This window comes from Bacillus sp. AMCV2 (genome assembly GCF_056033925.1).
On sequence record NZ_JBVYIB010000002.1, the window covers coordinates 2607602 to 2621598 of the forward strand.

Annotated in this window: 14 protein-coding genes; 3 read left to right on the forward strand and 11 right to left on the reverse strand. The window is 44.3% G+C overall.

Features of this window, described 5'->3' with window-relative positions; genetic code table 11:
• Positions 1–128 precede the first annotated feature (128 nt).
• Both fdhF and AC0OMA_RS13600 read left to right on the forward strand, forming a co-directional pair.
• Positions 129–3071, forward strand: coding sequence for a formate dehydrogenase subunit alpha (fdhF, locus tag AC0OMA_RS13595; RefSeq protein WP_181219968.1), 2943 nt, complete (start codon positions 129–131; stop codon positions 3069–3071).
• Positions 3072–3089: 18 nt separating this feature from the next.
• Positions 3090–3572 (forward strand): helical membrane plugin domain-containing protein, encoded by a 483-nt coding sequence (locus tag AC0OMA_RS13600; protein WP_014477490.1) that lies wholly within the window; start codon positions 3090–3092, stop codon positions 3570–3572.
• A 35-nt stretch (positions 3573–3607) separates the two neighbouring features.
• Here the strand turns inward: AC0OMA_RS13600 and AC0OMA_RS13605 are convergent, their stop codons facing one another.
• The 5 genes from AC0OMA_RS13605 to AC0OMA_RS13625 form a co-directional block, all read right to left on the reverse strand.
• Positions 3608–3838, reverse strand: coding sequence for a YrhC family protein (locus tag AC0OMA_RS13605; RefSeq protein WP_015483495.1), 231 nt, complete (start codon positions 3836–3838; stop codon positions 3608–3610).
• Between the two features lie 82 nt (positions 3839–3920).
• Positions 3921–5060, reverse strand: coding sequence for a bifunctional cystathionine gamma-lyase/homocysteine desulfhydrase (locus AC0OMA_RS13610; RefSeq protein WP_015384221.1), 1140 nt, complete (start codon positions 5058–5060; stop codon positions 3921–3923).
• A 1-nt stretch (position 5061) separates the two neighbouring features.
• A complete protein-coding gene (locus AC0OMA_RS13615) occupies positions 5062–5985 on the reverse strand; it encodes an O-acetylserine dependent cystathionine beta-synthase (protein WP_181219969.1) in 924 nt (307 codons plus the stop codon).
• A 63-nt stretch (positions 5986–6048) separates the two neighbouring features.
• Positions 6049–6744 carry a 5'-methylthioadenosine/S-adenosylhomocysteine nucleosidase gene (gene mtnN / locus AC0OMA_RS13620; RefSeq protein WP_009967881.1) on the reverse strand — a complete coding sequence of 232 codons (696 nt, stop codon included), beginning with the start codon at positions 6742–6744 and terminating at the stop codon, positions 6049–6051.
• Positions 6745–6764: 20 nt separating this feature from the next.
• The gene (locus AC0OMA_RS13625) at positions 6765–7406 is read right to left on the reverse strand and encodes a class I SAM-dependent DNA methyltransferase (protein WP_015384223.1); all 642 of its coding nucleotides are present in this window, start codon (positions 7404–7406) and stop codon (positions 6765–6767) included.
• A 192-nt stretch (positions 7407–7598) separates the two neighbouring features.
• Between AC0OMA_RS13625 and AC0OMA_RS13630 the strand changes: the two genes are divergently transcribed.
• The gene (locus tag AC0OMA_RS13630) at positions 7599–7802 is read left to right on the forward strand and encodes a YrzA family protein (RefSeq protein WP_014477495.1); all 204 of its coding nucleotides are present in this window, start codon (positions 7599–7601) and stop codon (positions 7800–7802) included.
• A gap of 36 nt (positions 7803–7838) precedes the next feature.
• Here AC0OMA_RS13630 and AC0OMA_RS13635 read toward each other — a convergent pair whose 3' ends face one another.
• From AC0OMA_RS13635 to AC0OMA_RS13660, 6 genes are all read right to left on the reverse strand, one after another.
• Positions 7839–8540: a YrrS family protein gene (locus AC0OMA_RS13635; RefSeq protein ID WP_181219971.1), complete on the reverse strand. Its 702-nt coding sequence runs from the start codon at positions 8538–8540 to the stop codon at positions 7839–7841.
• 64 nt (positions 8541–8604) lie between these two features.
• A complete protein-coding gene (locus AC0OMA_RS13640; protein ID WP_181219973.1) occupies positions 8605–10359 on the reverse strand; it encodes a peptidoglycan D,D-transpeptidase FtsI family protein in 1755 nt (584 codons plus the stop codon).
• A 53-nt stretch (positions 10360–10412) separates the two neighbouring features.
• Positions 10413–10886 carry a transcription elongation factor GreA gene (gene greA / locus AC0OMA_RS13645; RefSeq protein WP_004399078.1) on the reverse strand — a complete coding sequence of 158 codons (474 nt, stop codon included), beginning with the start codon at positions 10884–10886 and terminating at the stop codon, positions 10413–10415.
• 250 nt (positions 10887–11136) lie between these two features.
• Entirely contained in the window at positions 11137–11772 is a 636-nt protein-coding gene (gene udk / locus AC0OMA_RS13650; protein WP_003225916.1) for a uridine kinase, read from the reverse strand.
• 6 nt (positions 11773–11778) lie between these two features.
• Positions 11779–13047: a peptidase U32 family protein gene (locus tag AC0OMA_RS13655; RefSeq protein WP_015384226.1), complete on the reverse strand. Its 1269-nt coding sequence runs from the start codon at positions 13045–13047 to the stop codon at positions 11779–11781.
• 18 nt (positions 13048–13065) lie between these two features.
• A complete protein-coding gene (locus tag AC0OMA_RS13660; RefSeq protein WP_015483497.1) occupies positions 13066–13995 on the reverse strand; it encodes a peptidase U32 family protein in 930 nt (309 codons plus the stop codon).
• Positions 13996–13997 lie beyond the last annotated feature (2 nt).

Consider the following 13997-nt stretch of genomic DNA (forward strand, 5'->3'; position numbering starts at 1 on the left):
TCTGTTAGTAAGACTTGCTAGTGAACTATTCCGCCATGTGTGTTTACACCTTCTTAGAATTAAGGGCAGGTGTATCTATACATGGCTTTTTTTGACTTCTTGAAAGAAAGATGGAGGGGAATATGAATATGATGGACGTTAAGTCGATCAGTGTCCGTGTAGACGGAACAGAAATTCAAGCACGAGCAGGGGCCACAATTTTAGATATTTTAAATGAAAACGGAATTGAGTACCCGCAGATTTGCCACGTACCAGAGGTTGACCCGATTCAAACTTGTGATACTTGCATAGTAGAGGCAAACGGCAAGCTGGTTCGTTCATGCGCGACGGTTGCAGAAAACGGGATGTCAATTGATCTTTCAGGAAATCGAGTGAAAGAAGCGCAAACCGAAGCGATGGACCGCCTTCTTGAAAATCATTTGCTGTATTGTACAGTTTGCGATAACAACAATGGAAACTGTACGCTGCATAATACAGCGGAAATGATGGGGATCGAGCATCAAAAATACCCATATACGCCAAAAGAAGATCCTTCTTGCGCGGTTGATATGTCTCATCCTTTTTACCGCTATGATCCAAACCAATGTATTGCCTGCGGCCAGTGTGTTGAGGTCTGTCAAAACCTTCAGGTAAATGAAACACTCTCAATCGACTGGGAACGCGAACGCCCTCGCGTCATTTGGGATGAGGGAGTTTCGATCAATGAATCTTCCTGTGTCAGCTGCGGTCAGTGTGTAACAGTATGTCCATGTAATGCACTGATGGAAAAATCAATGCTCGGGCAGGCTGGTTTTATGACAGGCATTAAAGAGGACGTCATGGAACCGATGATTGATCTCGTGAAAAATGTTGAACCGGGGTATGGCAGCATTTTTGCCATTTCTGAAGTCGAAGCGGCAATGCGTGAAACAAGAACGAAAAAAACGAAAACTGTATGTACGTTCTGCGGTGTCGGGTGTTCATTTGAAGTATGGACAAAAGGACGGGATATTTTAAAGATCCAGCCTGTTTCTGATGCTCCAGTTAACGCGATTTCCACATGTGTCAAAGGGAAATTCGGCTGGGATTTCGTCAATTCAAAAGAACGGATCACAAAGCCTTTAATCCGTAAAAACGGAGCCTTTGTGGAATCTTCTTGGGAAGAAGCCCTCGATCTTGTCGCAAGCAGATTAGGATCAATCAAAGAGCAGTACGGTAAAGGCTCTGTAGGGTTTATTTCTTCTTCTAAAATTACGAATGAAGAAAACTACGTCATTCAAAAGCTAGCGCGTCAGGTATTTGAAACAAACAACGTCGATAACTGCTCACGCTACTGCCAGTCTCCTGCTACAGACGGATTGTTCCGCACTGTCGGCATGGGCGGTGACGCCGGCACGATTAAAGATATTGCCAAAGCAGGTCTCGTCATCATTGTCGGTGCCAATCCGGCGGAAGGACACCCAGTGCTCGCAACACGCGTCAAACGGGCACACAAGCTCCACGGTCAAAAACTGATTGTTGCCGACCTGCGTAAAAATGAGATGGCTGAGCGATCTGATCTGTTCATCAGCCCTAAACAAGGCACAGACCAAGTTTGGCTAATGGCTGTTACGAAATATATGATCGACCAAGGCTGGCACGATCAGGCGTTTATTGATGAGAACGTCAATTACTTTGAAGATTATAAAGAAACCCTTAAAACGTATACGCTTGATTATGCAGAACGCATCACAGGCCTTTCAAAAGAAAACATCATTCAAATTGCTGAAATGATTCGTGATGCTGACGGCACTTGTGTCCTTTGGGGAATGGGTGTCACACAAAATACAGGCGGTTCTGATACATCAGCAGCCATTTCAAACCTGCTTCTCGCTACGGGCAACTATCGCCGTCCAGGTGCCGGCGCTTATCCTCTGCGCGGACACAATAACGTGCAAGGCGCTTGTGATATGGGAACATTGCCTGGCTGGCTGCCGGGATATCAGCATATTACAGATGACAAAGCCCGTGCTAAATTTGAAGAGGCATATGGTGTCGAGATAGATGGAAAGCCTGGTTTAGATAATATTCAAATGCTTCATGCCATTGAAGAAGGAAAAATGAAAGCTATGTATCTTGTCGGTGAGGATATGGCACTGGTCGATTCAAACGCGAACCATGTGCATGATATTTTATCAAGCCTTGATTTCTTCGTGGTACAGGACATCTTCCTGTCAAGAACAGCTCAATATGCCGATGTCGTCTTGCCGGCCACTCCTTCACTTGAAAAAGACGGAACATTTACCAACACAGAACGCCGTGTCCAGCGATTGTATCAGGCGCTTCCGACGCTTGGTGACGCAAAACCGGACTGGTGGATTATTCAAGAGGTGGCAAACCGTTTAGGAGCGAATTGGACTTACAGCCATCCAAGTGACATTTTCTCTGAAATGGCGAGTCTTTCTCCTCTGTTTGCCAAAGCAAGCTATGAGGTGCTTGAAGGCTGGAACAGCTTCCTATGGGGCAGCTTCACAGGTGAAAGCACACCGCTTCTGTATGAAGACGGATTTAATTTCCCTGACAAAAAAGCCCGCTTTGCCCTTTCTGATTGGACCGAGCCAGCGGCATTTCCGGAGGAATACGACCTTCATATCAATAACGGCCGGATGCTGGAGCATTTCCACGAAGGAAACATGACAAATAAATCGAAAGGCATCCAAGCGAAAGTGCCGAATGTATTCGTTGAGATCTCACCTGAGCTTGCACAAGAGCGAGGTGTTTGTGACGGTTCGCTTGTACGGCTCGTTTCTCCGTTCGGAGCAGTCAAATTGAACGCGCTGATCACAGACCGGGTACGGAAAAATGAACTCTATCTGCCAATGAACTCGACAGACAAGGAGTCAGCGATTAACTTCTTGACGGGCCCTGCAGCTGATAAACGGACGAACACGCCTGCTTATAAACAGACTAAGGTTCGCATGGAAGTGCTTGGCGGCTGTGAAACAGCGCCGCTTCCAAAAACAAATCCGCGCAACAAAAAACGGCATCCGCAAAACGGAGTCGAAGCAGAAAGAAAATGGAACCGTCCTGGCTATGTCCATCTGACTGATTAAACGATAGGAGGAAAACGAATGGCCACTCCGATTACGACGATCAAAAAAGAAACAAAAACAGCTGAGCAAATTAAGCTTGAAAAAATAGAAGAACTGAAAGAGCTGCTGGCGGAAAATGAGGACGCCGTCTCTAAAACGATGACGTTAATGAATGAACTCAATGACCTTGGAATTTTTGATGCGGCAACAAGCATGCTCAGAGCGAAGGAAGACATTGCCAAGATTGCGCTTGGCCAAGTTTCCCGCGAGCCTGTCACCAACCTCATCAACACGATGATGGCCGCCGGAGGCGCATTGACAAAAGCCGATCCTGAGTTTACAGCAAAGCTTTTAGAAAGCGTAATGGCTGGGACTGAACAGGCACAAAGCTTTTTAAAAGAAGACAAGAAAGTCGGGATTCTCGACCTGTTAAAAGCAATGAACGATCCTGACATCAACAGAGCCGTCGGCTTCGGCCTTCAGTTTTTAAAAGGCATGGGAAAAGAACTTCGAGAAAAATAACAGAAAAACAGCCATCGCTGATGATGGCTGTTTTTTTATTCGTCGGCTTCTTCCAAACGCTTCTTGTAAATAAGTGAACGGTCAGCGCAAAAGAAGGCACCGGCTAAAAATAAGCAATCCGCTAAAAACATCGTCGATTTCTGGCCTAATGTTAAGCCTTGATCAGGGAGAACTGCGCCTATATATAAAAAAGTGCTGACTGCAAGCAATGTAAAAGCAAAATGCTTGTAGTCTTCTTTTAAAGATTTCATTCTATTTTTGTTCAAAAGAATCACCTGCCAGATTCATAGTATACGACTATTATAATATAATCCGGCGGCTTACAGAGAAAGCAATTCTATCCATTTGTTATATATTTTCAAGCGCTTGGCCGATATCTTCCAACAAGTCTTCCGCATCTTCAATTCCTACAGAAATTCTGATCAAGCCGTCCGTAATGCCGAGCTCAAGCCGGCGTTCTCTCGGAATAGAAGCATGTGTCATTCTTGCAGGAACAGAAATTAAACTTTCAACCGCCCCCAGGCTTTCAGCAATGGTAAACAGTTTCAGATTTCCTAAAAACGCATCAACCCGTTCTTCACTGCCAATATCAAAGGAGATCATGCCGCCGAAGCCAGATCCTTGCGTTTTTGCAAGCTCATGTTCGGGATGATTTGAAGAACCAGGATAATATAACGTTTGGACAGCAGGGTGATTCTCAAGAAAGCTTGCGATTTTCCGCGCATTTTGATCGATCGCTTCCATTCTGAGTCCCAACGTTTTGATTCCTCTCATTAACAGCCAGGAATCTTGAGGGCCAAGCACGCCGCCTGTGGAGTTTTGCACAAAATGCAGCTCTTCTCCAAGCTCTTTCGAAGCTGTCACAACTAAACCTCCGACGACATCACTGTGTCCGCCAAGATATTTTGTCGCACTGTGAAGTACGATATCAGCGCCTAAAGTAAGCGGCTGCTGAAAATAAGGAGTGTAAAAGGTATTGTCTACAATAAGCAGAACACCCGCTTTTTTTGCGATATCAGCCATGAGCGTCAAGTCGGTGATTTTGAGCAACGGGTTTGTCGGTGTTTCAATATAAATGGCTTTTGTATTAGGGCGAATCGCTTTTTCAACTTCTTCTCTGCTGCTCGTATCGACAAATGTTGATTCAATGCCAAGACGGTTAAGCACCTTTGTCATCACGCGGTATGTTCCGCCGTACACATCATCAGTCAACACGACATGATCTCCGCTGTTAAACAGCATCATAACCGCTGTAATGGCAGCCATTCCTGAGCTGAACGCATAGCCTGCTTCCCCGCTTTCCAGTTCTGTCACAAGTGCTTCGAGAGCGGTTCGAGTCGGATTGGCCGTTCTTGAATACTCGTAGCCTGTATGCTGCCCTGCTTTCGGCTGCTTGTACGTGCTTACTTGATAAATCGGCACGGAAACTGCGCCTGTTTTCTCATCACCTGTGATTCCGCCATGTATCATCAATGTTTTTTTCTTCATATCAGATGCCTCCTTCGTATATTTGTTTGCTGATATATCGATCGCTGCTGTCAGGAAATACTGTGACAATGTTAGTTCCAGCAGATGCTTTTTTCGCTTCCTCCAATGCCGCATAAAGCGCTGCACCTGAAGAGCTTCCGATCAGCAGTCCTTCTTTTTCTGCCGCTTCTTTCACAAGTCTAAACGCATTCTCATCCGTTACGGTGTAGATCTCGTCAAAGTGGCTCTTATTCATATAATCAGGGATAAACTCCATGCCGATGCCCTCTGTTTTATGAGCGTGGGGTTCCCCTCCGTTTAAAATCGAGCCCTCCGGTTCAACAATCACCGTTTTGACTGCTGGATTTTTTTCTTTTAAGAAGGAAGCTGTTCCTGCGAACGTGCCCCCTGATCCTGCCCCTGCGACAAACGTATGAATATTCCCGTCAAGCGCTTCCCACATTTCAGGTCCAAGCGTCTTATAGTAAGTCGATGGATTTACTTGGTTTTTAAATTGCAAAACGCAATAAGAATTTTCAATTTCAGTCTCCAGCTGAATGGCTTTTTGAATGGCGCCCTGCATTCCGTCTTGACGCGGTGTATGAATGATTGATGCGCCAAGCGCTTGCATAATTTGCTGTTTCTCTCTGCTGAAATGTTCAGGGACACAGAAAATCGCTTTCAACCCATATTTTCTGGCACTTAGCGCAAGGCCGATCCCTGTATTGCCTGCTGTAGCTTCTATAATCACTCCGCCAGGTTTCAACTTGCCTGAATCGAGCGCGTCACGAATCAGCATATCTCCCAGTCTGTCTTTGATGCTACCCCCGGGATTCATCATTTCAAGCTTGGCATACACCGCGACTCCTTCTGGAACATCAAAGTTCTTCAAGCGGAGAAGCGGTGTATTCCCAATCAGCTCAGTAATGTCCGTAATCACTGTCATATATGTCCTCCTCCTAATTAGAGGTTGTTTTTAGAAAAAACGGAGGAGAACATTCTCCCCGTTTTAATGAATTCGTTTGATCACCTTTAACACAAGCTCTGTTGAATGGACAGCCGCCTGCTCTAAAAATTGGTCAAATGAAACATGTGATTCTTTTCCTGCGATATCAGATAACGCTCTGATGACGACAAACGGCGTTTTAAATTGATGGCACACTTGAGCAACTGCCGCAGCCTCCATTTCAACCGCGTACAGATCAGAAAATCTCGCACGCACCTCTTCAACCCGCTTCGGATCGTTCATGAAAGAATCGCCTGTTGCAATTGTTCCTTTTGCAACCTGAATGCCGTCGAGTTCAGATACCGCTTCTTCCGTGATGCTGATCAGCTTTTCATCCGCCGCATAAGCAGCCGGAAGGCCCGGCACTTGGCCGTATTCATAGTCAAAAGCCGTTACGTCTACATCATGGTGGCGAACGTCAGTGGAAATAACGACATCCCCTACATTCAATGTATGATGAAATCCGCCGGCTGAGCCTGTGTTAATGACATAATCAGGCTTGTAACGGTCAAGCAGAAGCGTTGTGCTGATAGCAGCATTTACTTTTCCAATTCCTGATTTTAAAAGAATCACTTCAGTTCCTTCATATTCGCCTGTTGTAAATTCACAGTGTGCGATCGTTTCTGTTTTTGCATTTTCAAGTTTGTTTCTTAGGATGGTAACTTCCTCTTCCATTGCTCCGATGACTGCTAGTCTCATCTATTCACATTCCCTTCACTTTACCGTTTGATCGCCTCCATTATCCACACGAAGTCGTTTTGCTGAGTGAATCGGACTGCAAAACCTTCAGCTGTAAACATTTCTTTCAACGCATCCAATGTAGGATAATGCTCTGTCTCTAAATCATTTGCAAGCTGATAGAAGCCTTGAGAACGGGCTTTATCGATAGCCTGTTGATACGCTTGCGCATCTTCAAAGACGGTATCGGCAAACACTATTTTATCATGCAAGTGAAGGTATTTGCCATATTGCTTTATGGCAGCCCGCTTTTCTTCGTCAGTCAAATGATGAAAAGCATATGAACTGACAATTGTATCAGCCTGAAATGGCGGCTCAGGGAATGTCAGGAAGTCTCCATCAACGATTTCCGTCCTGCCTGAAAGCTTGTCAGAAGCCAGTTTACGCATTGCTGGAGAAGGTTCGATTCCAAATACAGTTTTGCCTGCATCGAGCAGCTTAGCTGTCAAATTCCCGGTCCCCGGGCCAAATTCTAACACATGAGTTCCAGATTTGCTGACGATGGCATCAAGGATATGATCGTAGCCTCTGAACGCTTCTTTATACTGAATATCTAAACCTTGTACTGTTTGATCATAAGTTGCTGCCCAATCTTCAAAGAGAGGGATAAATTCACGTCCCATATTTGTCACACTCCATATTTAATAATTCCTATAAGCATACTATGAATTAATGATGGAACAGTTCCTATAATACCACATCTTCTGAAAAGCAGGTACTAAAACACTTTGTGTATTTAATGCCATCTCATATTGCGCATTGACCGCAAAAAAGCTTATACTTCATATGACTTGTGAAAGCTGGAGGGTCAAGACATGAATTTTCAATTAGATCTGATTAAAGACAAAGTGGAATTTTTTGAAGCGGCTTCATTGCAGGAGCTTGAAAAGAAAATCAATACACAAATTGAAAACAATAAAGCCATCATGCTCCGGGTGAAATCTGTTTCACACCAAACTGCTGTGGCAGAAGGACGAATATTGTACAGCGCGGTGGTTCATTTCGCAGCTGAAGCCTAAAACAAAAGCAGCCGGTTGTAACCCGGCTGCTTTTGTTTATTTTAGCTTTTCTACTTTTGTCGGCTTCCAGCCTTTTTCATCGACCCATGTAATCGTGACTTGATATTTATTCCCAGTCGCCTTGTCCAAAATCTTGCCTTTGGCATCCTGAGGGCTGCCGTTATTTCCAAGCCAGAGCACCGTCATGTTATCTGTTGAGACACCAGTTGCGTATGAAATGGCTTTCAGCATCTCAGCCCAGTCTTGTGAGCTTGAATCATAAGTAGCGGCATGCTCGCCAGTCTGCTCAGTTCCGACTGCTTTCCAGTCAGGATTTTCATACGTTTTTTCCACATCGCTCGATGAGCCGCCTTCTGTTACTTTTGCATCTTTAAGCCCGTCACCGGCTGAATCTGAGCTTGAATCTGAATCAGAGTCATCTTTTTTAGAAGAAGAATCATCTTTTTTGGAATCAGAGTCAGAAGACCTCTCAGAATCCTTTTCGCTGTCAGATGTATCTTTCTTGCTGTCTTTTATATCCTCATCCGATTTCTTTTCCGTCTTTCCTGAAGCCGGAGATTCCTGTTTTTGCGCCGTTTCAGAATCCTTGCTGACATCTTTGCTAGAAGGACTGTTAATGAAGAGATTCGCTGCTACTACGACAATTAGTATGGATACGATTGCGATTAAAATGTTAAGCACTAAATTGGCTTTTCTGCGTTTATCACGATTTTCATAACGAGATTGATTATTGCTCAATAATTCTGCACTCCTTTATCCCTCTTAGCTCAGCATATATTTTAACATGTGCTGAGAAGTTGTTCTATTTCTGATTGATTTCAATTTCGTGTACTTTTTTAACAATATCATAAAACACCGAATTTGTCAGAGCCTTATCTCCCGGTGTATCCATGTGTAAAACAACCAGAGCGTATTTCGGCTTATCCGCGGGAAAATATCCGGCAAACCATTTTTCATAGAGTGTTTCCTTCTCTTTTGAAAGCTTGCCTGTCTGAGCTGTGCCCGACTTCCCTGCTACAGTATACGGAAGATCTTGAAACCTTCTGCCCGTTCCGGAAGGAGATTCTACCACCCGCCGCAGTATTTTTTGAAGCTGCTGTGACGTATATTTGTCTATTGTTTCCCCTTTGAGCTTCTGATCTTTAAACGTAACGAGCGTTGTGCCGTTCTTATACTCAATTTTTTCGGCAATTTTCACCTGCCGTTTTTCTCCGCCGCGGGCGATTGTCGCCATCATATTGGCTACCTCCAGCGGCGTTACCTTTACATTTTTCTGCCCGATTGCTGTTTGCGCAATGGCTTTTTTGACTGATTTGTCTTTTTCATCCCCCCAAATCACGCCGCTTTTTTCGTTATACAGCTGGCGGAAATCGGTTTCGTGGTACAGTTTCCCCTCCCAGCCTGCCCGATCAGTGAGAGCCAGCTTCTCGGACATATCTTCAATAACCGAGCTGTCTTTTTTCATTAATTGTTCTGCAAGACTCGTAAATGTGTAATTACAGCTTTGGGCAAAACTTTCATCAAAAGACAAGGTTCCTTTGTCGTCCCCCGGTTCCCCGTACAGGTTTAAATTGCAATTAAAGGTTTGACTAGGCTCCACCATATTATTTTCGATTGCAGCTGCGGCAATGACTGTTTTAAAAACTGATCCGGGATAGATTGGCGTCAGCATATAATTTTGAAGTGTGTTTTGCCGGGACACATCCGCATCTGGTTTGCTTACAATTCCCAGAACACTGCTATTTTCGATGTCCAGCAGCACAGCCCCTCCCTTTTTCAGCCCCTGTTCATCCAATACCTCCTCCATCACTTTTTGAATGCTTTGATCGATCGTTGTTTTGACCTGGAGCGGATAAAATGTATTGGCTTCAGCTGTATATTTGACGTCCATGCCAAACAAAGGGTTTCCTTTTCCGTCCACATGATATAAAAGCTTTGTGTCTTGTTCCGGAAGCAAAAACTCGTCAAATGTCCGTTCTAAACCGGTTGTTCCGATTTCTGTTGTAATCGGAAGGCTCTCCTTGTCAGGATATTTCTTGCGAAGCAGCGCCGGATCTTGGTTCGTGCTCCCAATCGTATGTGAAGCAAGGCTGGGCTTGTCTTCATTCTCCATATATACGCCGTAAATGCCGGGATATTTCAAAGAATTGATTTTTGTGATAGATTGTTTTGAAAGTGTTTTGATTTTCTTTTGCTGCAAAATGACCGGTTTTTTTGCCTTACCTAGTGTCTGGCGCAAATCATCTTCAGACATGCCGAGGATGTCCGCAACTTTTTTGATCGGCCAATCCTGCGTCAGCAGAAAAGGGAACAAAACAACCGCAGGCTCGCTTTGTCCTGTCAGCGCCCGCCCGTTTCGATCTAAAAAAGAGCCTCTTCCATCTGAAATGAGCACTTCCTCCGTCCGCTGTTTCACACTTTCTTGAATCAAATTAATTTTCTTTTTAGAAAATGATTCTGTGAAAAACAGCTGGATTTCTGCAAGCCTCAGCAGAAGCAGAAAAAATACAATCAAAAAAGCGATGACTGCCAGCTTCATTCGTTTCGATATCTTCATAAAAAAACACCTCACCCACATTGTGGACGAGGTGTTTCGCTGCTAAACAGATATTATGAAATTTTCACAATTTTCACGAGCATTTCTCCGCCCGGTGTTTGTACTGTGACTTCTTCATCTACTTTTTTGCCCAAGAGGCTTTTTGCGATCGGTGAATCGTTTGAGATTTTCCCTTCAAACGGGTCAGCTTCCGCGCTTCCGACGATCGTATATGATTCTTCGTCACCGTCAGGCAGTTCGACGAAAGTGACGGTTTTACCCAAACCGACAACGTTAGAGCCGCCGTCATCTTCAATGATTTTCGCATTGCGAATCATATTTTCAAGAGTCGTCACGCGGCCCTCTACAAATGCCTGCTCTTCTTTCGCTGAATCGTATTCAGAGTTCTCGGAAAGGTCTCCGAAGCTTCTCGCAATTTTGATGCGCTCTACTACTTCTTTTCGTTTAACCGTTTTCAAATATTCTAATTCTTGTTCAAGTTTTTGTTTTCCTTCTGCAGTCATAGGAAAAACTTTCTCTTGTGCCATGTCCCTTCACTCCTTCTGGTTGTCCCTCAACATCTTCGATTATGTATGAGAGCATAAACTAAAAAATACAAGAATGAGAACACAGGGCAGTCCTCGTTCTTCTCTCCCATATAGGTACTGTTTATCTTAAACTGAATCTTGTCGTTCTGCAAATATTTCGCGTTTATAAACAGGGAAAGAAGGGAATTCGCACATTCCCTTCCTGCCTATACATAATATGGTCAGAGTTATTTATGTCTATGCTATGGTATTACAAAATCGCGTTTTGTTCAAGAATGGTTTGAATTTTTGTGACCATCAGATCAATTGCGACGTGATTCTGACCGCCTTCCGGGATAATAATATCAGCGTATCGTTTCGTCGGCTCGACGAATTGGTTATGCATCGGACGGACCACTGACACATATTGTTCAATGACAGAATCAATAGAGCGTCCGCGCTCATTAATATCTCTCATAATCCGTCTGATGATACGCAAGTCAGCGTCCGTATCAACATAAAGCTTGATATCCATCAGATCACGAAGCCTTTTGTCTTCAAGAACAAGAATTCCTTCAAGGATAATAACATCCTTTGGCTCTACGTGAACCGTTTCTTCTGAACGTGTGTGAAGCTTATAGTCATAAATCGGCTTTTCAATCGGGCGGTAATTCAATAGATCCTGAATATGCTCGATTAAATAGTCATTATCAAACGCAAGCGGATGATCATAGTTTGTGTTCAGCCTTTCTTCAAACGGAAGATGGCTTTGGTCTTTATAATAAAGGTCCTGCTGGATCATTAAAATTGAGTGTCCTTTAAACTGTTCATAAATGGACCGTGTGACACTCGTTTTTCCTGAACCGGAACCTCCTGCGATTCCAATGACTACTGGATTCTTACCCATGGGCTGTTACTTCCCCTTTCTCATCATGTTGCTCGGATAAATCTTTTTGTCTAGTTTGAATTTGACAATTTGCAGGGGATGGCGGGCAGCATCTAGCTCATTTCCGTCTTCGTCCCAAATGGTTTCAATCGTATGTGTAAAGTTTTCGATTTCTGGACCGAAAAATTCCACTTCGTCGCCTTTTTTGAAGAAATTGCGCTGCTGAAGCGTGACCATTTGTGTATCTTCATCATAATTCAGCACTAAGCCGACAAAATCATATGTCGTTTTCTTGGCGTGTTCGCCGAACATTTGCTCTTCATAGCCTGGCGTTCCTTCAAAGAAAGCTGTCGCAGTGTCCCTGTTGGCGCACTTATCAAGCTCTTCAAGCCATTCTTTTTGAATCACAAAGTTCTCTGGATCAGCGCAATAAGCATCGATTACTTTGCGGTATACGCTGACAACAGTTGCTACATAGTGAATGGATTTCATGCGGCCTTCAATCTTTAAGCTGTCGATCCCCATTTCAATCATTTTCGGAATGGATTCAATCAGCTTCAAATCTTTCGGGCTCATCGCAAATGGTGCATCTTCTTCACCATACAAAGCAACGGCGTTGGCACCGTCTGTTTGATAGAGATCATAATCCCAGCGGCATGACTGGCAGCAGCCTCCGCGGTTGGAATCCCGAGCTGTCATGTGATTGCTCAGCACGCAGCGGCCGGAATATGCAATACACATTGCGCCATGAATGAAGGATTCGATTTCGATATCTACCTTTTCTTTCATTTCTCTGATTTCAAGAGCGCTTGTTTCACGTGCCAGCACGACGCGGTCGAGACCTTCTTCCTTCCAGAACTGGACAGCCTTCCAGTTTGAAAGAGACTGCTGTGTGCTCAAGTGAACCTCAACATTCGGCGCCACTCTGCGGCATGTTTCAATAATAAGCGGATCTGCCACAATAATACCGGCAACGTTGGCGTCTCCAAGCGCTTTTAAATAGTCTTCAAGCCCGTCCATGTTTTCATTATGAGCGAAAATATTCGTTGTTACGTAGATCTTCGCGCCATATTTCTTTGCGAATTCAACGCCTTCTGCAATTTCTTCGATCGTAAAGTTATCGGCATTCGAGCGCAGCCCGTATTCCTGTCCCCCGATAAAGACCGCGTCCGCTCCGTAATGAACAGCGATTTTCAGCTTTTCAAGATTACCCGCAGGTGCAAGAAGCTCCGGCTTTTTCGTAATCACACGCTTTCCATTAACGATTGTGGATATATTATCATTTACGGCAGTCATAGCTTAACCTCCTTTTGATTAATAAACCGTTTCCTTGAAGAAGAATCCGGTATCAATTTTTCTGTTTACTGGCTGGATGCTTTCAATGCGTTCGATCCAGTCTTCTTTTTTCGCTTCGTATTCGTCACGGTTTTCCACGCACAAATCAATTGCTTCTCTGTACATTTTGGTGACTTCTATTAGGTATTCAGACGTTTTCAAAACACCGTCGATCTTGAAAGAATCAATTCCGGCATCTATCAATTCCTCGAGCTCATCAATGATGCACACATCGTTCGGGCTCATGATGTGAGTGCCGTTTTCATCTTCGAAAATCGGATATTTATTATCACGTTCTTTATCGTGTAAAAACATGCCTGATTCTTTTTTCTTTCTTTCAATGTCCATGACTTTGCCCTGATATTCAAAATAGTTTCCAATCAAAGAACGCTTCGATTGGAACATGCACGTCATTCCATGCACCTGGATTTCAATTTCGACTTCAGCATTTTCTTTAATCTCAACAATGCTGTCCATGTTTAATTCTCTGGCAAGCACAGAACGCGCCGCACCCTTGCGTCCCCAGTAGTTGCATGTATAATAGTTGGTGCCTGTCGTTTCTGTGCTCCAATGAAGCTTCAGAGCAGGCGCAGATTCACGGGCAGCCATCAGCACGGCAGGATCGCCGAATACCGCTGCATCGACACCGGCTTCTGCCAAGAAAGCCAGATATTCGCCAAGCTCACCCACTTTATCGTTATGGAAAATTGCATTTACAGCAACGTATACTTTTGCCCCTTCTTTGTGAGCAATCTCTACGGCTTTTGTTATATCTTCACGAGAAAATTCTCCGGCTAATCTCAAGCCGTATCTCTGTTCCCCAACTAAAAACGCAGTTGCCCCCGCCTGTATGAGCGGCAAAATGTCCGCTGTACTCGTCGGCGTCACTAAGAGCTCTGGTTTTTTCATGA